Genomic DNA, 18,913 nt, shown 5'->3' with positions numbered 1-18,913 from the left:
CAGGGAACCGTCGACGAGCAGGAATTGACGCAGGCGGCCCTTCATGCCCCGCGCGAGCTTCTCCTCGTGGTCCGCGACAAGCCTCAGGACGTCCCGCAGGTCCTCAGCGTCATTCCCGGATCACGGGCCGCTCGACCTGTCCGCGGGTAATGTACGCAGGGTCATCGCGGCCCGACGGGCTTCCTCACAGGACATGCCCCCACCCGCACGAGATCTGTCGTGCCTGTGGGGAAGTCTCTTTGTTGCTCCGGAAGTCCGCGGCCGCACTGCGGCCTCTCATCACGCCGACCGGACAGGCTCACCTTCCGCTCACCGCGAAGCTCATCAACGAGTACGTGCGGACGCACCCCAACAAGAAGCAACCGGGCGCCGGTCTTGTCGCCTCGTGGGACGAGAGCCTCCCGAGCGTCGTCGAGTCACTCCTCTCCCAGGGCCTCGACGGCGTCGAGGTCCTCATCGAGTACGCGACGCCCGGAATGGCGGGCGAAGCGGATGTGATCCTCGCCGGGCTGCACCCGGTAACGAAAGACCTCTCCTACGTCGTCATCGAGTTGAAGCAATGGCGAAAGGCCGAGGTCTCCCCGACCAATCCCATCGCAGTGGACGCCGGGTACGACAAGCCAAAACTCCATCCGGTCCGTCAAGTGCAGCGCTACTGCGAGTATTTGGTGCAGAACCTCGCGCCACTGTACGGACACCGTCAACGGATCGCCGGTGCGGCCCTGTTGCACAACGCCAGTTCGGAGGTTGCGTCTCTCTTCGCGTTGCGGCAGAGCGACCACGGGCGGCTGTTCACACGGGACCGTCTCGACGAGTTCCAGCGTTTCCTGTCCGCGCGCCTGGCGGCTGGGGAATCGGGCTCCCGCGCGGCGGATGTCCTGTGCCAGGCGCAGCAGTACGAAGTCCCTTCCTCAAGCGAGGCCTTCAGCCGGGTCGGAAGTCCACACCCTGTCTTCGCGCTCCAGAAGGAACAGGAGATCGCGTTCCAGGAAGTACGGGAAGCCGTGCGGGTCAGCGCAAACGGGGCCCGGCACCGCAAGAAGGTCATCATCATTCAGGGCGGCCCTGGCAGCGGCAAGACCGCGGTGGCCGTCGAACTCCTGCGCACGCTTCGTCAGGAGAACCACCACGTCGTGCACGCCAGTGGGTCCCGGTCGTTCACCAACAATCTGCGTCAGGCCGCCGCCAATGCCGCTCCGCGTGGTCACAAGGGCAGGGCCGAACGGCAGGCCCGTAAGGACTTTCGGTTCTTTCAGCAGTTCGGGGATCTCGAGCAGAACTCACTGCAGGTCCTGATCTGCGACGAGGCTCACCGCGTACGCCTCGTGTCGGACGGCCGCGACGTCAAGCGATGGGTGAAGGAGAGAGGGTGGCCGCAGGCCGACGAACTGATCCACGCCGCCGAGGTCCCCGTCTTCCTGCTCGACGACTGGCAGTCCCTGCGCCCCAACGAGGTCGGCACAGTGGCCTACCTCATGGATCGTGCAAAGGAATTGGGGTGTGACTACGAGGTCATCGAGCTCCCCGGAATGTTCCGCGCTGAGGGAAGTGCCGCATTCCGCGAGTGGGTGACGAAGCTGCTGACCCTCAAGCCGGCCTCCGTTCCCGCCTGGGTCCCGGACGGCCGTATCGACGTCCGTCTCGCCGAGAGCCCCGAGGAAATGGAGACCTTCCTGGAGAAGCAGATCCGCGAAGAGAAGCTTCAGGCTCGGATGACCGCGGGGTTCTGCTGGGAATGGAAGACACCGACACACGGAGAGCTTCTGCACGAAGTGCGTATCGGCGACTGGCACCGACCGTGGAACGCGAAGGACGGCGTCCAGATCGAGGACGTACCCGAGACCAGCCAATGGGCGACCGACCCTCGTGGATTCGGGCAGATCGGCTGCATCTACACCGCACAGAACTTCGAGTTCGACTGGGCAGGCGTCATCATCGGCCCCGATCTCGTGTGGCGCGACAGCCGCTTCACCGTCGATCGCAGCAAGACCCATGACGGCAAACTGAAACCCGCTTCGGTGAGCGACGAGCGCGTGGACCAGTTGGTGCGGCACGCCTACCACGTCCTGCTGACCCGCGCCCGCAGCGGCATCGTGATCTATGCCGAAGACCCGGACACACGCAATGCACTGCGCACGCTGATCAGCGGCACCATCGCGGACAACCCCTTGCGAAAGCCTCCGAAACGGAAGCTGCCCCCGGTGGCCACACCCTTGGAGAAGGACGTGGCCGAACAGCTCGCGATAGAGTTCGAGTAATCGTCAAAGCGGCCCGCCGGGCTTCCGCTCCGCCTCAGGCGGAGTCACGAAGGACATGCCCCCACCCGCACGAGTTCCTTCGTGCTGCCTGGGAGCATCCGTTGCTGTTCCGCGCCTCCGCCGCCGCGGTCTCCGCGGAGTGCCTGTCCGGTTCCCTTTTTCTCCGTATGACCGAGCAGTTCGCGCGCATGCACGGGTACAAGCCCAGCACCGCCGAGGCGCGCTCCTGGGAGCGCAGCATCCCGGTGCTGGCGAGCGCGCTCAATGATGCCGGGCTCGGTCAGGTAGAAGTACTCCTGGAGTACGGCCTCCCGCTCACCAGCAAGCGAGCCGACGCCGTACTGGCCGGCGTTCATCCGAAGACGGGACATCCCTCCTACATCGTCGTGGAGCTGAAGCAGTGGAGCAGCGCCGATCCCGTCGACAGTGATCCGTCCCTGTGCCAAGTCGATTCGTACAGCCGTCCCGTTCTGAATCCCGTGGACCAAGTACGGGGGTACGTGCAGTACTTGACCTCATTCAACGCCGCCCTCGCCGAGAATCCGGACAGGATCTGCGGTGCCGCGTATCTGCACAACGCCACCCAGTTCGGCATCGGCGGACTGTTCGAGAACGAGGATGAGTTCGGCCGGCTCTTCATCGGTGAGCGGCGCGGCGAGTTCATGGATTTCCTGCGATCACGGCTCAGCCCGGCTTCCGGTGCACGAGCAGCCGATGAACTACTCAACGCGAAGGTCGGACCGTCGCGGCAGCTGATGGCCGTAGCCGCCCAAGAGGTCAGGGAGCGCGAGCAGTTTGTACTGCTCGACGAGCAACAGATCGCCTATCGCACGGTACTCAACGCCGTTCGGCGCGCAAAGGAGTCGGACCACAAGGAGATCGTTGTGGTCACCGGAGGCCCCGGAACCGGAAAGAGCGTCATCGCGCTGTCCGTTCTCGGGGAGCTGTACCGCCAGGGCCTCACCGCACTGCACGCGACGGGATCCAGTTCGTTCACCACGACCATGCGCAAGGTGGCGGGCGCCCGAAAGCCTCAAGTCAGGGACCTCTTCAAGTACTTCAACAGCTTCATGACCGCCGAACGCAACGGACTCGACGTCCTCGTCTGCGATGAAGCGCACCGCATGCGCGAGACCTCGGCCAATCGGTACACCCCGGCCACTCACCGCACCGGCAAGGCCCAGGTCGAGGAGCTCATCGACGCCGCCCGCGTCCCGGTGTTCCTCCTGGACGAGCACCAGGTCGTTCGGCCAGGTGAGATGGGCACCGTCTCCGAGATCAAGGCCGCTGCAGCCGCGAAGAACCTGACGTGCCGCGTGGTGTCGCTGGACAGTCAGTTCCGCTGTGGCGGCAGCGACGCCTATCTGCAGTGGGTAGTGCGGCTGCTGGGACTAGTCGAGGGCGGCGTTCTCCCGTGGGATCCGGATGGCCGGATGCAACTCGTCGTTGCCGAGAGTCCGGAAGAGATGGAGAACCTCCTCAATAACCGGCGCGACCAGGGGTACAGCTCCCGGATGTCTGCGGGCTACTGCTGGAAGTGGACCAAGAAGGTTCCGGCGGGACAGTCACTGCCCGTAGATGTCGTCATCGGGGACTGGCAACGCCCGTGGAACGTCTTCGGCGACAGAGCCATCTCAGGTGCGCCACCCGCCGCGCTCTGGGCCACCGATCCAGCAGGTTTCGGCCAGGTCGGCTGCGTCTACACCGCCCAGGGCTTCGAGTACGACTGGAGTGGCGTCATCATCGGGCCCGACCTGGTGTGGCGCGGCGATCGCTGGGTCACTGACCGTACGGCATCCAAGGACCCGGTATTCAAGAAGTCCACCCCCGACGCCGACGTGAACCGCCTGATCCGCAACACATACAAGGTGCTCCTGACTCGCGGCATGATCGGCACGGTGGTCTATTCGACCGACGCCGAAACCAGGCAAAAACTCCGGGAGTTGGTGGGGCAGCCACAGAGCGGCATCGCGACGGCCGTCGGCGTCGATTGACCGGGGTCGACAGCTCGCCTGACGGACCTCTCGCCCAGATCGCCAACCGCCGCAACAAGATCGCCCACGAAGCTGGCCCGGAGGACGGCGACCTCAAGCAGCGTCGAGCCATCATCGATGCCGACGTCACGGACGCGATCGACTGGATCGAGCGGATCGCCTTGGCCATCGCGAAGGTCTTGGTTGCCTAAGTCCCGCCTCAGACACAGGCATTCAGCGGCGGAAGGCTGAGAGGTCAGCTCTTCGATGGGGGACCGTAGACAGGAAGACCACCGGTCCCCAGTTCTCCCCCGAGGTCGGCAGAGAGCGGGACGGCCTCCCCGTACTTGCCATGAATCACACCCTGGTAGCCGTCCTCGCCCGACGGGCGCGTGAACAGCGCCCAGGTCCCTGTACGCGGATCGACCTGAAGCAATCGCGCAACGCCTGCGGCGGCGTACCACTCGGTTTTCTCGTTGATGCCTTTCAGCCGCTCACTGGGTGAGATGACCTCGACAGCCAGGTCCACAGCGTCCGCATCCAGCAGCCAGTCGTCCGTCTCCTTGAAAGCGCGCGGCCCGATGGTCAGGTCTGGTGTCGTGTAGTCATCCGGGTCGTCCGGCATCGGAACCGACACGTTCTCGTAGGCCTCACGGTCCGGGGCCAGACCGGGCCGGATGGCGTCGCGGAGGTCGATGACGATCCCGGCGTGCTTACCGCTCGGACTGGGGGACATCACGAGCTTTCCTCCGACGATCTCGACGCGCATGCCCGTAGCCTGCTCGATCTTCTCGGCAGCATCTCGGAGGTGGCCCCGGCGAACGGGGATCGGGTGGTGAGCCAGGCCGGCCACGATGTCTCCTCCTTGCCGTCGCCTGCGCGGACCGCATGCTGACTTCAGGGTAGCCGCGCCCGCGCCGACGATCATTGCGACTGCCCGTCGCGTACGGTCACAGGCTCCGCCGCGTGCAGCCTGAGCGCCGGACCCTCGTCCAGGCCGAGCACGACCGCGAGCCCGCCCGCCGCGTACGGCTCCGCACGCACGCTCTGAACGGCACGCCACTCGCCCCACACCCGAACGCACTGTCCGGGGCGAACGGTGACCGCCTCGATCTCCTTCCCCTCCGGCGGCGCCACGATGTCCGGCGCCTTCAACTCCGCCCACACCGTCTTGCCGATCCCACACTCACGCACCTCCGCACCCCACCGGTGAGCCAGCACGTCCACGAGCATCAGCCCGCGGCCGCGTGTCTCGTCCTCCTCGGGCACGCGAATCTCGGGTCGGCCCGGCCCCATGCCGATCACCTCCAGGCGCAGGACTCCGTCGCTCTCGGGGCGCACCATGCGCACGCCGATGTACCGCGCGCACGGCACGGACACCCGCATGGCGTTGGTCACCAGCTCGGACAGCACCAACTCCGCCGATTCCAGGACCTCTTGCCCGACTCTCCACGCCCCGAGCACCGCGTGCAGCAGAGCACGAGCACGGGGAACGCTTCCTCGACTACATGGCAACTGGAGGGCGACTTCTCGCACCGAACATCAACCGTCCTCGGCCGCCAGCTCGGCGACGAGCTACGCCGCCACCGCGAGGCTGCAGGGCTGTCCACCACACAGGCCGCCCAGGAGATCGACTGCACCAAGGGCAAGATCAGCCGAATGGAGAACGGTCGGGTTCTCGTACGCACTCCCGACGTGATCGCACTACTGAAGGCGTACGGAGTCACTGATTCCGAGATCCACGAGCGGATGACTCGCTTGACCCGTACGGCCAATCGCCGACGCCGCGAGGGCTGGTGGCACCAGTACGGGGCCTTACTGGCGCCACCTACCGGGACTACATCGAGATGGAGACCATCTGCGACAGCATCAGGACCTTCCAGGCGCAGCTGATCCCTGGGCTGCTGCAGACCCCCGAGTACGGGCGTGCCGTCACGGTTGCCTCTCGCGCCTGGCAGTCATCCGAGGAGATCCACCAGTTCGTCCAGGTGCGGCTTGCGCGACAGCAACGCCTTCTCGACGAAGCTCCATTGGAACTGTGGGCCGTCCTCGCGGAGGGCGTTCTTCACCAGCAGGTAGGCGGGCCTGAGATCATGCGGCAACAGCTCGAACAGCTCGCCAGGGTTGCCGAACTGCCGAACATCACCGTCCAGGTCATCCCATACTCCCGCGGGGCTCATTCGGGTATGTTCGGCCCGTACTTGCTGATGAGCTTTCCGCAGGTGACAGCGCAGGATCTAGTACTGACGGAGACCCCGACCGGCAATACCTGGATGGAACGGGAGCCGGATGTCGCTCAATATCGCGCCCTCTTCGACGACGCGCGCACCTGTGCTCTGCCGCCGACGGAATCGCTCGCACTGATCCGTCGCGTCGCCGAGGAGCACAGACCATGAGCCACGATCGCCCCCACGTCCCCTGCTTCCGGGACGAAATATGGCGCACGAGCAGCTACAGCGGCGGGCAAGGCGAATGCGTCGAAGTAGCCCCCACCCACCCCAACACCACGCCCGTCCGCGACACCAAGTTGAACCCCGCCGGCCCAGTACTCACCTTCAGCCGCCCCGCCTGGCGGGCCTTCCTCGCCCGCCTGTGAGCACAGTTGACGACATGGCAAACCCGCGCAACGCCCACGATCTGACCGTCGCCGCAACCGTGGGGATCGCCCGTCCAGCCGCACACTCGGCTGTCCTTGGCCGCGCTCCCCGATGAGGGCAACAGCGGGGCCGATCACGACCAGGGTGCCGAGTGAGCGGGACCCTCGTACTGGACTACGAGATGTACCCCGGCCCGACCCGCTCGGCCTGACGCATCAACTGCGCCCGTTCCGCGCCAACTCCAAAGCCCTCCCCGCCCACCACCGCCCCGCCCCCGGCCCGCCCCGGCACGTCCCGTCCGACTCCCCCGGTCGCTTCACCCACAGGTACGCGTCGAGCGCCGCGTCCCCCGTGCGCGCAGTCGGTGGCGTGCCCAGTGCCCGGCCCGGCGGGTTGCACCACGCGTCGGTGCCCCGGTAGGGCCCGTTCCCATTTCTGCTGGTGTCGATCACGAAATGCTTGCCCCCGCCCAGCGCCGACACCAGCCGGTGTCCGTACGCCGAAGTCTCCTTGTTCGTACGGTAGTTGGAGACGTTGAGGGCCACTCCGTCCGCCCGGGCCGCCCCCGCCGCCCGCAGTGGTCCCACCAGGCGCCGCACGTCCGGGATCCAGCTCGAGTTGCCCGCGTCGAGGTAGACCCGGGTGTGCGGGGCCCTGGACAGGCGCGTCACCGCGTACGTCAACAGCCCGTACCGCTCACGGGCGTTCGCGCCCGCGCAGCCCGCCACCAACGACGCGACCGCGTCGGGCTCCACCACCACGTACGCGCCGCGTGAACCCAGGCCCGCCACGAAGGAGTTGACGTACGCGCGGTAGGCCGCCGCGTCGCCCGCGCCGCCCGCCGAGTGCAGACCGCAGTCCCGGTGCGGGATGTGGTACATGACCAGGACCGCGGTGCGGTGGGCGCGGGACGCGGCCGCGGTGACCGCCCGCACGGTGGGGCCGGGGTTCGGGTTGTTGAGCCAGGTCGCCTGCGGGCGGGTGGCGATCTTGTCGATCAGGCGGGCGTCCGACCAGCGGTGCTGCGCGCGATACGCCGCGGACTGGCGGGACGCCGCCGTGTTCGGGTCGACCCAGAACACCGTGCCGGGTCCTTGAGAGGAGGAGGTCGCCGGGAGCAGCGTCACGCACGCTGCCAGCAGGGCGCCGAGGACGGAGCGCGGGGGCATGAACATGGTGAGCATGGGCGGATGATGCGTCCACGGCCCCCGCAACAGGTGCCTTGACCGGTCGAGTTCCCCGGGGTGCACTCATTCGGCCCTCGCGAGAGCCCCCTCCGAAGCGACCACCGTGCTGGAGTCCGTACGTTCCGCACGGCAGATCAGCGCGTACAACCCCGCCGCCACCGCCGTCCCGATGAACCATGAATACGCCGCCACCTGGTCGAAGTACGGGACCAGGGCGAGGATCACCGCCAGTGCCGCCGACGGGACGAACGCCGCGAGCGCCTTCGGGTTCACGCCGCCGCGGTAGTAGTAGGGCGAGCCCGGCGTCGCGTCGAAGAGGGCGGCCGCGTCGATCCGGCCCCGCTTCACCCAGAAGTAGTCGAGCATGATGATGCCGAACAGCGGGCCGAGGAAGGCACCCAGGCCGCCGAGGAAGTAGTTCACCACGTTCGGGTTCGAGTACAGGTTCCAGGGGGTCACCAGCAGCGCCGCCACCGTCGAGATCGCCCCGCCCACCTTGAACGTGATCTTCTGCGGCCAGACGTTCGCCAAGTCGTACGCGGGAGAGACGAAGTTGGCGACGATGTTCACGCCCATCGTGGCGACGGCGAAGGTCAGGGCGCCGAAGACCAGGACCCAGGTGTTGCCGATCCGCGCCACCAGCATCGCCGGGTCCGTGATCGCCTCGCCGAACACCTCCAGGCTGCCCGCCGTCACCACGACCGACAGGACCACGAAGGCAGTTGAGTTGACCGGCAGGCCCCAGAAGTTGCCGCGGCGCACCGTCTTGTAGTTCGGCGCGAAGCGGGAGAAGTCGCAGAAGTTGAGCATCAGCGTGCCGTACGTGGCGAGGATCAGGCCTATCGCGCCGAACCACTGGCGGAACTGTTCGCCCGTCGACACCGGGTGCGGGGTGGTCGTGAGCGAGATCGTCCAGCCCGCCTTCGCCCAGATCCAGACCGCGAGGGCGAGCATCACGACCCAGATCGCCGGGCCGCAGAAGTCCTGGAACTTCCGTACCGATTCCATGCCTTGGGTGATGATCACGAACTGGAGCAGCCAGAGCGTCAGGAAGGAGGCCCAGCCGAGCGCGTCCAGGCCGAGGAAGGAGTGGTGCGTCCAGGACTCCGTCGACGGGAACGCCGCCAGGACCATGACGTTCACCGCCACCGACGCCAGATACGTCTGGATCCCGTACCACATGATGGCGATCACGGCGCGGATGAGGGCGGGGATGTTCGCGCCCCACACACCGAAGCTGATGCGGCTGACGACCGGGAACGGGACGCCGTGGCGCTGGCCGATGCGGCCCATCGCGTTGCAGCCGGCGTAGATGACGACGAAGCCGATGAGCAGGGCCGTGAAGATCTGCCAGGCGTTGAGGCCGAGCACCAACAGGCCTGCGGCGAACGTGTAGTTGCCGAGGTTGTGGACGTCCGACATCCACAGGGCGAAGAGGTCGAAGACCTTCCACTTGCGTTCGGCCGCGGGGGCCAGGTCCTCGTTGACCAGACGAGGATCGAGGGTGAAGGTGCTGCCGTCCTGTGTGCGCAGCGGTTCGGCCACGGGCATGTAGAGCCTCCCGGTGTGGGGGCAGCCTCCCGGAGCGGGGCGCCCTATTGGTATACCAAAGCGGCGTCATGGTCCCGCTCCTTGACGCACTCGGCAATGTCCGTGCGGTTACGGCTCGGTAAAAGGCCCCCGGCCGGGAAAGAACCCGGCATCGGCGAAGATGGGGGCATGACGACGGTGGAACCCCTGGGCGCGGTACGCGAACGCGTGCTCGCCACGCTGCGGCAGGACATCATCGGCGGTCGCCTGCGCCCGGGCGACCGGCTGGTGGAGCGGGAGCTCGCGGACCGGTTCGGCGTCTCGCGGGTCCCGGTGCGCGAGGCGATCCGGGCGCTGCTCGGCGAGGGCTTCGTGACGTACGAGACCCCGCGCCGGGCCGTGGTGCGCACCCTCACCCACACCGATGTCACCGAACTCTTCGAGCTGCGCGAGGCGTTGGAGGTCTACGCGGCCGGGCTCGCCGCCGAGCGCGCCCGCCGGGACGACCTGGCGCAGCTGGAGGAACTGCTCGAGCAGGCGGCGCGGGCCACCGCCGAGGGCGAGGACGAGACGATCGCCGACATCAACAGCCGCTTCCACGACCGGCTGCTGGCCATGGCGGGCAACGGCCTGCTGTCCACCGTCATGCAGCCGGTCGACGGCCGGCTGCGCTGGCTCACCCGGCGCAACGAGGCGTGGACCCAACAGCTCGACGAGCACCGGGAGTTGTACGACGCCGTGGCGGCGGGCGACGCGGACCGGGCACGGGCCGTGGCCCTGGGACACGTACGCACGAACTACCGGTCCACGGTGCGGCAGCTCTTCGGGGACGCACCCGAAGCGGCGGACCCGGGCCCCGCTTGAGCCCGGGCCCCGCTTGACCTACGACGGCGCCTTCTGGCCTACGACGGCGCCTTCCGACCTACGACGGCGCCTTCGCCGCCCTCATCCGACCGTACGCGTACACGCACCCCGCAAGCGCCAGGTCCGACAGCAGCATGAAGCCGATCGAGTACGAGCCCTGGCTGCTGTAGATCGCTCCCATGACCAGCGGCGGGACGAAGCCGCCCAGGCCGCCGACCGCTCCGACGATGCCCGTCACCGAGCCGACCTGCGGCTGCGGGGTGACCTGGGAGACCAGCGTGAAGACGGCGCCGCCCGAGGCGCCCAGGCCCGCCGCCATCACCAGGAAGCAGATCGTGCCCGCCGGGTACATCGGCGGGTCGAAGGCCTGGACGATCGCGCACACGGCGACGACGGCGAGCGCCCACGCGGTGACGACCGCCGGGTGGACGTGGTCGCCGAGCCAGCCGCCGATGGGCCGGAAGACCACCGCGACCAGCGCGAACCCGGCCGCCTTGGTGCCCGCGTCCGTGGGGCTGAGCTCGTACCACGTCTTGAGATAGGTGGGCAGGTAGACGCCGAACGCGACGATGCCGCCGAAGCCGATCGCGTACAACATCGACAGTTCCCAGGTCACGCGCAGCTGTCCGGCCTGGCGCAGCCGGGTGGCCAGTGAGGTCCTCGGCACGGGCCGGCCGGGGTGGTCGGTGATGAGGACGGCGGCGAGCACCGCGTACACGGCGAGCGCGACGGCGACGACGAGGAACGGGAGGTTCTCTCCGTGCTTGGCCATGCGCGGGGTGAAGTAGCCGGACAGGGCCACGCCGCCCATGCCCATGCCGAACACGCCGATCGCGAGGCCGCGGTGGGCGGGCGGGAACCAGGAGTTCACCAGGGGCACGCCGATGGTGAACGTGGTGCCGCCGAGGCCCAGCAGGAACGCGACGCAGATCAGCGCGACGAAATTGTGCCGGGCCGGGATGACCAGCAGCACCGGCACGATCGTGAGGGCCGCGACCAGCGGGAACATCAGCCGCGCGCCGTAGCGGTCGGTGAGTGCGCCGATCGGGATGCGGCCGAGCGAGCCGACGATCACCGGCACCGCCACCAGGAAGGACTGGCCGAACGAGCTGAGCTTCAGGTCGTCGCCGAAGGGGCCGGCGAGCGGGGCGATGAGGTTCCAGGCCCAGAAGGTGAGCCCGAAGCCGACGGTGGCCACGACCAGGTTCCGGTAGGCCGCGACGGGGGGTCGGTCCTCGGACGGCGAGGACGACGAGGACGACGAAGATGGCGTGGGCGGCGTGGGCGTGGTCACGTGAATGCCGCCCCCAGCGCCACGAAGGCGCAGATCAGCAGGAACAGCAGGGCGAGGAGCGGCCACACGAACCGCAGGTACTTGTCGTAGCCGACCTTGGCGAGGGCCACCCCGCCGATGGTGACGGCGGTCGTCGGCACCCACAGGTTCATCCAGCCGCTGGCCGACTGCCACGCGGTGACGACGACCGCGCGCGAGACCCCGGCGAAGTCGGCGAGCGGCGCGAGGATCGGCATGGCGAGGGTGGCGTGTCCTGACGTGGACGGGATGAGGAAGGCGAGCGGCAGGTTCACGACGAAGACGATGATGGCGAAGATGCCGGACGAGGTGCCCTTGACGACGCCCTCGATGGCGTGGAGCACCGTGTCCGTGATCTTCGAGTTGTTCATGATGACCGTGACGCCGCGCGCCAGCAGGATGACGAGCGCCGGGGAGACGAAGTCGGCGGCGCCCTGGATGATCGTCGAGCTGAGCTTCTGCTCGCCCATGCGCGCGACGAGCCCGATGAGCACGGCCGCGACGAGGAAGAGCGCCGCCAACTGCGGGAAGGACCAGTCGAGTTCGAAGCCGTACGGCGTCGCGTCGGCGTTGCCGGTGAGGGCGCTCGCCCACGGCACCACCGAGAAGATCATGAACGCGAAGACGAGGGCCGTGCCGATCAGCACGGCCTTGTGCAGAGCGGTCAGTTCGGGGACCTCGGCCGCGTCCGACGCCGCCTTGTCGCGGTCCTTGTCGCCGGGCAGGAACCCGGAGAGGGAGCGCTCCGGGCTCTTCTGTACGCGCTTGGCGTACCGGATGACGTACGCGACCGTGACCGCGGTCAGCACGAACCACATCACGAAGCGGAGCGCGATGCCGTCGCCGAGGGAGATGTCCGCGGCGGACGAGGCGACGCCGGTGGCGAACGGGTTGACCGTCGAGCAGAGCACGCCGATGCCCGCGCCGAGGATGATCGCGCCGACGGCGGTCATCCGGTCGTAGCCGAGCGCGAGCATCAGCGGCACGATCAGCCCGTAGAAGCCGAGGGTCTCCTCGGCGAAGCCCTCCACCGTGCCGAGCACCGAGAAGACGACCATGACGCCCGCGATGAGCAGCGCCCCGCGGTCGCGCAGGCGGTGGGCGAGGCGGCCGATGCCGCGGTCCAGGGCGCCGGTCGCGAAGACGACGGTGATGAACGCGCCGATCGCGAGCACGAAGAGGAAGACGCCCGCACTGCCGTACAGATCACCGGAGTTGTCGGGCGAGACGAGGGACGTCTTCGGGTCCTGGATGCCGTAGAGGCCGTTGACCGGGGAGAGGAAGAGGTCGTTGAGGCGGTCGACGAAGGACTGGCCGGAGGAGACGCGGTGGTACGTGCCCTCGACCGGGGCGCCGTCGCCGTTCCTGTCGTACTGGCCGGCGGGGACGAGGAAGGCGAGCAGCCAGACCGCGATCGTGACGACGGCGAGCACGGTCAGGGCGCTGGGGAAGGTGAACTTCTTCTTCGCGGGCGGCTGTTGCTCGGGAGCCTCGGTCTGCGTGGTCATGACGCGGCCCCGCCCTTCACGCCTTCGCCGCCCTGGAAGTCGGCGGCGTACTCGCGGACGAAGGCGCACATGGCGACGACGGTGGCGCGCAGTTCGGAGAACAGGACGCGTTCGTTGGGGGCGTGCAGATTGCACATGCTGTCCTGGGCGCCGAAGAGGAGGACCTCGGCGTGCGGGGCGGCCTGGGCGAGGCCGTTGACCAGGGGGATGGAGCCGCCGGTCGCGACGTACGAGGCGTCGGTGCCCCAGGCCTCCTTGAGCGCGGTACGGGCGGCGCGGTAGGCGGGTCCGCCGGTCGCCGCCTCGTAGCCGGGGCCCGTGTCGCCGGGCGTGACGGTGAGCGGAACGCCGAACGGCTTGAGCGCGCGCAGATGCCGGACCAGGCAGTCCTGGGCCTCGTTCGGGTCCTGGAGCGGATGGAAGCGCAGGTTCAACTTGGCGCGGGCGTACGGGACCACGGCCGACGCGGCGTGCTCCACGCTCGGGGCGTCGAGCCCGATGACCGTGACCGCCGGGCCGCTCCACAGGCGCTCGCCGAGGGTGCCGCTGCCGATGAGGGGGAGGCCGCTCTCGACGCCTGCCAGGTCGCGGAACTCGTCCTCGGTGTAGCTGGTGCCGGTCCACTCGTCGCGGCGCAGACCGGCGACGGCGACGTCGCCGTGCACGTCGTGCAGGGTCGACAGGGCCTTGAGCAGGACGAGCAGCGCGTCGGGTGCGGCGCCGCCGAACTCGCCGCTGTGGCGCGGCTCCTGGAGCGTACGGACCTCGACGACGACCTCGGCGGCGCCGCGCAGGCCTGTGGTCAGGGTCGGGGTGCCGGGGCGCAGGTTTCCGAGGTCGGCGATGACCATGGCGTCGCAGGCGAACCGCTCGGGGTCGGTCGGCGGGTACCCGTCGAAGGGGCTGCCGTACTCCTCCTGCCCCTCGAAGACGATCTTGACGCCGACGGGCGGGCGGCCGCCGAAGGCGCGGAGCATGCCGAGGTGGGCGATGACGTTGGACTTGTCGTCGGCGATGCCGCGGGCCCGCAGACCTCCTTCGCCCTCCTCGATGGGCGTCGGCTCGAACGGCGGCGACTGCCACAGGCTCTCGTCGCCCGGGGGCTGCACGTCGTAGTGGGAGTAGAGCAGCACGGTCGGGGCGTCCGGGGTCGGCGGCGGGATCTCGCCGAAGATCACGGGGGCGGTGTCGGGCAGGTCGATGCGCTCGACGTGCTCCACGCCCGCGTCGTGCAGCAGGCCGACCAGCAGGTCGTGGGCCTGGCGCAGCGGTTCCGCGGGGAAGCCGGGGAAGGCGATCGACGGGATGGCGGCGAGCCGCTCCAGGTCGGAGCGGAGTCCCTCCATCAGTGCGTCGACCTGGGCGTACAGGTCGTTGTCCGGGTCCATCGCGGCCATGGCGGGCGCCTCCCACTGTCGACTTCATGCGGTTTGCCCGGATTATCCGCTTTGAGTGGAGGCGCCTGGCCCAGGGCTCGCCGACAGTACGGGCAGCGGCATTAGGGTCGACGCATGGCATCGGAGACTTCAGGGCCCCCGGCGTCGACACCGGCACCGGCCCCCGCGGCCGGCGGCGAGAGCGTGCGGGTCGACAGCTGGATCTGGTCCGTACGCCTGGTCAAGACGCGCTCGGCGGGCGCCGCGGCCTGCAAGGGCGGACACGTCAAGGTCAACGGGACCGGCGTGAAGCCCTCGCACGCCCTGCGCGTGGGCGACGAGGTGCGGCTGCGCCGGCCCGGGCAGCTCGAGCGCGTGGTCGTGGTGAAGCGGCTGCTGCGCAAGCGGGTCGGCGCCCCCGCCGCCGTCGAGGCCTACGTCGACAACTCGCCGCCGCCACCGCCGCGCGAGGTCGTCGCCCCCGTCGGCATCCGCGACCGCGGCACGGGCCGCCCGACGAAGCGGGACCGGCGGGAGCTGGAGCGGCTGCGCGGCATCTTCGGACAGGGCCCCGGGGCACCCGACGCGGAGGACTGACCGACCCGGTCAGGACCTTTCAGAAGAACGCGGACAGCCCTGTCGCCGGGGCCCACTTCCCATGGGCCTCGGCAACAGGGCGGTTCAGGGTCCGCGCACCGTCAGGCGTCGCGCCGCAGCAGCAGGGACACGAGCTCCCGGTTGCGTCCGCGGTTGGCCCACGCCAGGGCGGCCAGCGGGACGATCAGGATCAGCGGCGTCGCCGCGTTCTCCCCGTCGAACGCGACGATCTGGGTGACGCACGCGCCGACCATCAGGGCGCTCAGCGCGATCGGCGTCACGCCGGACAGCACCGGCACCAACAGGCCGATGGCACCCGCGAGTTCGAGCGCACCGATGGCGTACATGCCCGGCGCGCCCCAGCCGATCGTGTCGAACGCGTCCTTCGCCTGGGAGACGGCGAAGAGCTTGGGCAGGGCGCTGGCGAACCCGAAGAACGCGGCGAGCACGATCGTGACCGTGCGCAGCGTGATCCGCGCGCGGCGGGAGCGGACGACGGGGGCGGCAGAGGCGGCGGCGGTGAGGTTCGTCATGACGGTCTCCTGTGCGGTGAGGGCGAGCAGTTGGTCACTGTCACCCACTAAGACCGCCGCCACCGCCAGAACTCATCGCCCCCTGGTCCATCCGTCCGGCGGGATCACACGGGCACCACCCGCACCCAGCTCCGGTCCTGCGACAGATACCGGTCGACCTTCAAGTCGGCCCCCGCCAGCTCCCGTTCGAACTCCTCGACCCGCATCGGGCGGATCGTGTACGTCTGGGTCCACACGGCGTCCGGGAACGTGTACTCCACCTTCACCAGGCGCGCCCCGTCCTCGCCGAACGGCACCGAGGACAGCTTGGTGATGACCCCGCCGCTCGGCAGGACGTGCTTGCGCGGCAGGTTCTCGTGCACGCCGTCGCGCTCGCGCTGGATCAACACGCAGCCGTCGTCGGCGACATGGCGCCGGATCGTGTCGAGCATGCCCCGCCGGACGACCGGGTCCGCCGTGTTCACCAGGATCGACGCGAGCATCACGACGTCGAACTTCTCGCCGAGGTCGAGACCCTCGATGGTGCCGAGCACGGTGCGCGCGCCCCGCACCCGCTCCAGCATCTGGGGCGACTCGTCCACGGCCGTCACCGTGAATCCGCGCTCGGTCAGCTGATGGGTCACCCGGCCCACCCCGCAGCCCAGCTCGAGCAGGGTCGCGCCCGCGGGCACCGCACCCGCGACGACGTCCGCCTCGCCCTCGGCGGGCAGTCTCGAGTACAGCTCCACCGCACAGCCGTCGGGCGTGATCGCGCCCGGTCCCGTCCCCTCGTGTCCCGTACGCATCTCAAGGCTCATGCACAGGGAACGAACAGCCCCCGCGCCCCGTTCCCACGGCTACTCCAGCGCGAACCAGCCGTGCCCCGTGTACCAGTGTCCGCCCGCGTCGAGGTGGTCGAGGACCGCGCGCTGCACCCGGGTGCGGCGCGGCAGGAGGTGGCGCGGTGTCTCGGCGCCGCCGAAGACGAACGCGACGGGGGTGTCGTCCTCCGGTTCCTCGTCCGCGTACGCGATGGCGAAGCGGTCCTGGAAGCGGACGATGTTGGAGTCGGCCGGCAGGTACGTCCTCAACTGCCGGTCCAGGAGCCAGGAATGGCACACGGCGAACCCGGCCGGCTCCTCGGGGAAGTGGCGCGGGAAGAAGGCGCGCGCCTTCGCCAGCGAGTCGTCGCACGCCTCGGGCGACATCGGTCCGCGGAAGTCCGGTATGTGCACGCCGAGGGCGGCGGCGCCGGGGCCGAGCGGCGCTCCGGCCGCCGCGAACCCCTCCCCCGTACGCCGCCCCAGTCGTACCCGCTCGAACTGCAGCCGCCCCAACTGGTAGAGCTCGCCGCGGAAGTGCCGGGTCGGCCACCACGGCACGAGCAGTCCCGTCGTGCCGAACCGCCTGCGGTGCACGGCGAGGTTGCGGCCGAGGTCGGCGAGCGTGCGCCGGGACACGTCGTCGGGTATGCCGCGCTCGCGGTGCAGGGCGCGGGTGTACGGAAGCGCGGCGACGAGGACGAACACGGCGAAGCAGCGGCCGAGTTGTCCGGTCGTCGCCGGGAAGACCGGCAGTCCGGTGCCCGCGCCGGGCTCGTCGGTGTGCCACAGCAGTCCGCTGACGGCCCGGCCGAGCAGCTCGCGCAGCTCGTCGGACGTGTCGAACTCACGGCGCAGCATGAGGAGTTGAGCGATGTCCTCGTGCGGTACGGACAGATCGAGCAGCACGTCCGGCAGGTCGAGCGGGCCGGGTATCGCCACCGGGAGCTGCGGTATCGACGCGTCGGCCAGCGCCTCGAGCCACTCGGCGCAGGTCTCGTCGCCCTTCAGTGCTTCAAGAATCATGCCCCCAACGTAACGGCCCGCCGCGCGACGAGAGCCGCCGTGAGGTGCTGGAGGTCCGCGGGCCTGGCCGGGGAGAAGCCGGTGAGGCGGGCTATGCGTCGCATGCGGTAGTCGACGGTGTTGGGGTGGACGTGCAGGGCGGTCGCGCAGCCGCGCCGGTCCAGGCCGTGCCGCAGATACGTCTCCAGGGTGTGCAGCAACTCCGGTTTGGCGTCCAGGGGTTGAAGGAGGCGGGCGAGCCCTTCGAGGGCGACGCTGGGACGGCTGAGCTGGTAGTCGAGGAGCACGGCACCCCGCGCCGCCTGCCGGGGAACCTCCAACCGGCCGCGTTCCGCTGCGAGATACCCCGTGCCGCGTTCACCGGGAAGCCGTCCCGTCCCGCCCTCTACGGACACGGCCTGCTCGGCAGCGCGAACGAGGTCGGCGCGGGCAACGTCAAGGCCATGGCGAACGAGCACGACTTCACCTTCTGCGCCACCGACTGGATCGGCATGGCGCAGGCGGACATCCCCGTCGTCCTCGGCGCCCTCGCGGACCTGAACCGGTTCCCGGCGATCCCCGAGCGCACCGAACAGGGCATGCTGAACGCGATGTTCGTGGGCCGCGCCCTGATCCACGCCGACGGCCTGTCGCGCGACCCGGCGTTCCGCACCGCGGACGGCCGGCCGCTCATCGACACCGCGCACGGGCTCACGTACGACGGCAACAGCCAGGGCGGCATCCTGGGCGGCGCACTCGTGGCCGCCTCGAAGGACGTCCGCCGCGGGGTGCTCGGCGTGACCGGCATGAACTACGGCCTGCTGCTCAACCGCAGCGCCGACTTCGCCCCGTTCCAGCAGGTCCTCGACGTGGCGTACCCGGACAAGCTGCGCCAGCAACTCGTCCTCGCGCTCTACCAGATGGTGTGGGACCGCGGCGAGACCGACGGCTACGCGGGGACCCTCGCGAGCAACGGCGACCGCGTCCTGATGCACATCGCCTACGGCGACCACCAGGTCGCGAACGCGGCCGCCGACGTGGAGGCCCGCACTCTCGGCGCCCGCCTGGTCACCCCCGCGCTCGTCCCCGGCCGCAGCCCCGACCGGGTCCCGTACTGGGGCATCCGCCCGGCCGGACCGCTGCCCCTCCGCACGGGCTCGGCGATGGTCGTCTGGGACAGCGGCACCCCGAGCCCGCCCGTGACGAACACGCCGCCCACGGAACCGGCGTACGGCAAGGACCCGCACTCCGACCCGCGCAGTACGGCGGCGGCCCGGCAGCAGAAGGCGACGTTCCTGGAGACGGGAGCCGTGACGGACGTGTGCGGCGGTACACCCTGCCGCTCGCTGCCCACACCGTGACGTCCCGCTCGG

The 18,913-nt window shown here is 69.3% G+C and carries 18 protein-coding genes and 2 pseudogenes; 9 read left to right on the top strand and 11 right to left on the bottom strand.

Annotated features, from left to right (window positions below; genetic code table 11):
• Positions 1-242 precede the first annotated feature (242 nt).
• The 3 genes from ACIBUY_RS22635 to ACIBUY_RS22625 all read left to right on the top strand — a co-directional run bounded on the left by ACIBUY_RS22635 (position 243) and on the right by ACIBUY_RS22625 (position 4,443).
• On the top strand, positions 243-2,258 hold the full coding sequence (locus ACIBUY_RS22635) for a DNA/RNA helicase domain-containing protein (protein WP_399153444.1): 2,016 nt from the start codon (positions 243-245) through the stop codon (positions 2,256-2,258).
• 101 nt (positions 2,259-2,359) lie between these two features.
• Entirely contained in the window at positions 2,360-4,252 is a 1,893-nt protein-coding gene (locus ACIBUY_RS22630) for a DNA/RNA helicase domain-containing protein (RefSeq protein ID WP_399153443.1), read from the top strand.
• Positions 4,249-4,443, top strand: coding sequence for a hypothetical protein (locus tag ACIBUY_RS22625; RefSeq protein WP_365564059.1), 195 nt, complete (start codon positions 4,249-4,251; stop codon positions 4,441-4,443). Before ACIBUY_RS22630 ends, ACIBUY_RS22625 begins: the two co-directional genes overlap by 4 nt.
• A 44-nt stretch (positions 4,444-4,487) precedes the next feature.
• Here the strand turns inward: ACIBUY_RS22625 and ACIBUY_RS22620 are convergent, their stop codons facing one another.
• Together ACIBUY_RS22620 and ACIBUY_RS22615 are read right to left on the bottom strand one after the other, a co-directional pair.
• A complete protein-coding gene (locus tag ACIBUY_RS22620) occupies positions 4,488-5,084 on the bottom strand; it encodes a Uma2 family endonuclease (RefSeq protein ID WP_399153442.1) in 597 nt (198 codons plus the stop codon).
• A gap of 71 nt (positions 5,085-5,155) precedes the next feature.
• Positions 5,156-5,767 carry an ATP-binding protein gene (locus ACIBUY_RS22615; protein ID WP_365564065.1) on the bottom strand — a complete coding sequence of 204 codons (612 nt, stop codon included), beginning with the start codon at positions 5,765-5,767 and terminating at the stop codon, positions 5,156-5,158.
• Between ACIBUY_RS22615 and ACIBUY_RS22610 the strand changes: the two genes are divergently transcribed.
• Genes ACIBUY_RS22610 through ACIBUY_RS22600 form a run of 3 tightly spaced genes read left to right on the top strand, consistent with a single transcriptional unit; the run spans position 5,699 to position 6,827 of the window.
• On the top strand, positions 5,699-6,124 hold the full coding sequence (locus tag ACIBUY_RS22610) for a helix-turn-helix transcriptional regulator (protein ID WP_365564068.1): 426 nt from the start codon (positions 5,699-5,701) through the stop codon (positions 6,122-6,124). The two genes, ACIBUY_RS22615 and ACIBUY_RS22610, sit on opposite strands and share 69 nt — an antisense overlap.
• Positions 6,079-6,627, top strand: coding sequence for a DUF5753 domain-containing protein (locus tag ACIBUY_RS22605; RefSeq protein WP_365564071.1), 549 nt, complete (start codon positions 6,079-6,081; stop codon positions 6,625-6,627). The genes ACIBUY_RS22610 and ACIBUY_RS22605 overlap by 46 nt, the downstream gene beginning before the upstream one ends.
• Positions 6,624-6,827 (top strand): DUF397 domain-containing protein, encoded by a 204-nt coding sequence (locus ACIBUY_RS22600; RefSeq protein WP_399153441.1) that lies wholly within the window; start codon positions 6,624-6,626, stop codon positions 6,825-6,827. Before ACIBUY_RS22605 ends, ACIBUY_RS22600 begins: the two co-directional genes overlap by 4 nt.
• Before the next feature lie 216 nt (positions 6,828-7,043).
• Here ACIBUY_RS22600 and ACIBUY_RS22595 read toward each other — a convergent pair whose 3' ends face one another.
• On the bottom strand, positions 7,044-8,012 hold the full coding sequence (locus ACIBUY_RS22595; protein WP_399153440.1) for a glycoside hydrolase family 6 protein: 969 nt from the start codon (positions 8,010-8,012) through the stop codon (positions 7,044-7,046).
• A 66-nt stretch (positions 8,013-8,078) separates the two neighbouring features.
• Positions 8,079-9,566 (bottom strand): NCS1 family nucleobase:cation symporter-1, encoded by a 1,488-nt coding sequence (locus ACIBUY_RS22590; RefSeq protein ID WP_399153439.1) that lies wholly within the window; start codon positions 9,564-9,566, stop codon positions 8,079-8,081.
• A 168-nt stretch (positions 9,567-9,734) separates the two neighbouring features.
• Here ACIBUY_RS22590 and ACIBUY_RS22585 point away from each other — a divergent pair, with 168 nt between their 5' ends.
• Positions 9,735-10,409 (top strand): GntR family transcriptional regulator, encoded by a 675-nt coding sequence (locus tag ACIBUY_RS22585; protein ID WP_365564080.1) that lies wholly within the window; start codon positions 9,735-9,737, stop codon positions 10,407-10,409.
• 58 nt (positions 10,410-10,467) lie between these two features.
• Here the strand turns inward: ACIBUY_RS22585 and ACIBUY_RS22580 are convergent, their stop codons facing one another.
• The 3 genes from ACIBUY_RS22580 to ACIBUY_RS22570 are packed head-to-tail and all read right to left on the bottom strand — an operon-like array spanning position 10,468 to position 14,617.
• On the bottom strand, positions 10,468-11,703 hold the full coding sequence (locus tag ACIBUY_RS22580; RefSeq protein ID WP_399153438.1) for a nitrate/nitrite transporter: 1,236 nt from the start codon (positions 11,701-11,703) through the stop codon (positions 10,468-10,470).
• Positions 11,700-13,229 carry a YfcC family protein gene (locus tag ACIBUY_RS22575; RefSeq protein ID WP_399153437.1) on the bottom strand — a complete coding sequence of 510 codons (1,530 nt, stop codon included), beginning with the start codon at positions 13,227-13,229 and terminating at the stop codon, positions 11,700-11,702. The genes ACIBUY_RS22580 and ACIBUY_RS22575 overlap by 4 nt, the downstream gene beginning before the upstream one ends.
• Positions 13,226-14,617, bottom strand: a complete 1,392-nt coding sequence (locus ACIBUY_RS22570) for a M20/M25/M40 family metallo-hydrolase (protein WP_399153500.1) — start codon at positions 14,615-14,617, stop codon at positions 13,226-13,228. The genes ACIBUY_RS22575 and ACIBUY_RS22570 overlap by 4 nt, the downstream gene beginning before the upstream one ends.
• Before the next feature lie 123 nt (positions 14,618-14,740).
• Here ACIBUY_RS22570 and ACIBUY_RS22565 point away from each other — a divergent pair, with 123 nt between their 5' ends.
• Positions 14,741-15,202 (top strand): RNA-binding S4 domain-containing protein, encoded by a 462-nt coding sequence (locus ACIBUY_RS22565; protein ID WP_399153436.1) that lies wholly within the window; start codon positions 14,741-14,743, stop codon positions 15,200-15,202.
• A gap of 101 nt (positions 15,203-15,303) precedes the next feature.
• On the opposite strand, the gene ACIBUY_RS22560 is transcribed toward ACIBUY_RS22565, so the two are convergent.
• The 4 genes and pseudogenes from ACIBUY_RS22560 to ACIBUY_RS22545 form a co-directional block, all read right to left on the bottom strand.
• Positions 15,304-15,735 (bottom strand): DoxX family protein, encoded by a 432-nt coding sequence (locus ACIBUY_RS22560; protein WP_399153499.1) that lies wholly within the window; start codon positions 15,733-15,735, stop codon positions 15,304-15,306.
• A 104-nt stretch (positions 15,736-15,839) separates the two neighbouring features.
• Entirely contained in the window at positions 15,840-16,532 is a 693-nt protein-coding gene (locus ACIBUY_RS22555; protein ID WP_399153435.1) for a class I SAM-dependent methyltransferase, read from the bottom strand.
• A gap of 39 nt (positions 16,533-16,571) precedes the next feature.
• Positions 16,572-17,561: an acyltransferase domain-containing protein gene (locus tag ACIBUY_RS22550; RefSeq protein WP_399153434.1), complete on the bottom strand. Its 990-nt coding sequence runs from the start codon at positions 17,559-17,561 to the stop codon at positions 16,572-16,574.
• A pseudogene (locus tag ACIBUY_RS22545) lies at positions 17,558-17,851 on the bottom strand (PucR family transcriptional regulator); the annotation flags it as partial. The pseudogene ACIBUY_RS22545 and the gene ACIBUY_RS22550, both read right to left, overlap by 4 nt.
• Between ACIBUY_RS22545 and ACIBUY_RS22540 the strand changes: the two are divergent.
• A pseudogene (locus ACIBUY_RS22540) lies at positions 17,840-18,901 on the top strand (hypothetical protein); the annotation flags it as partial. The pseudogenes ACIBUY_RS22545 and ACIBUY_RS22540 overlap by 12 nt on opposite strands.
• Positions 18,902-18,913: the final 12 nt, after the last annotated feature.

Origin of the sequence: Streptomyces sp. NPDC050085, from assembly GCF_044460595.1 — a bacterium.
Lineage (GTDB): Bacteria > Actinomycetota > Actinomycetes > Streptomycetales > Streptomycetaceae > Streptomyces.
The sequence above is the reverse complement of the archived record's forward strand: the minus strand, read 5'-3'. Positions and strand labels throughout refer to the sequence as shown.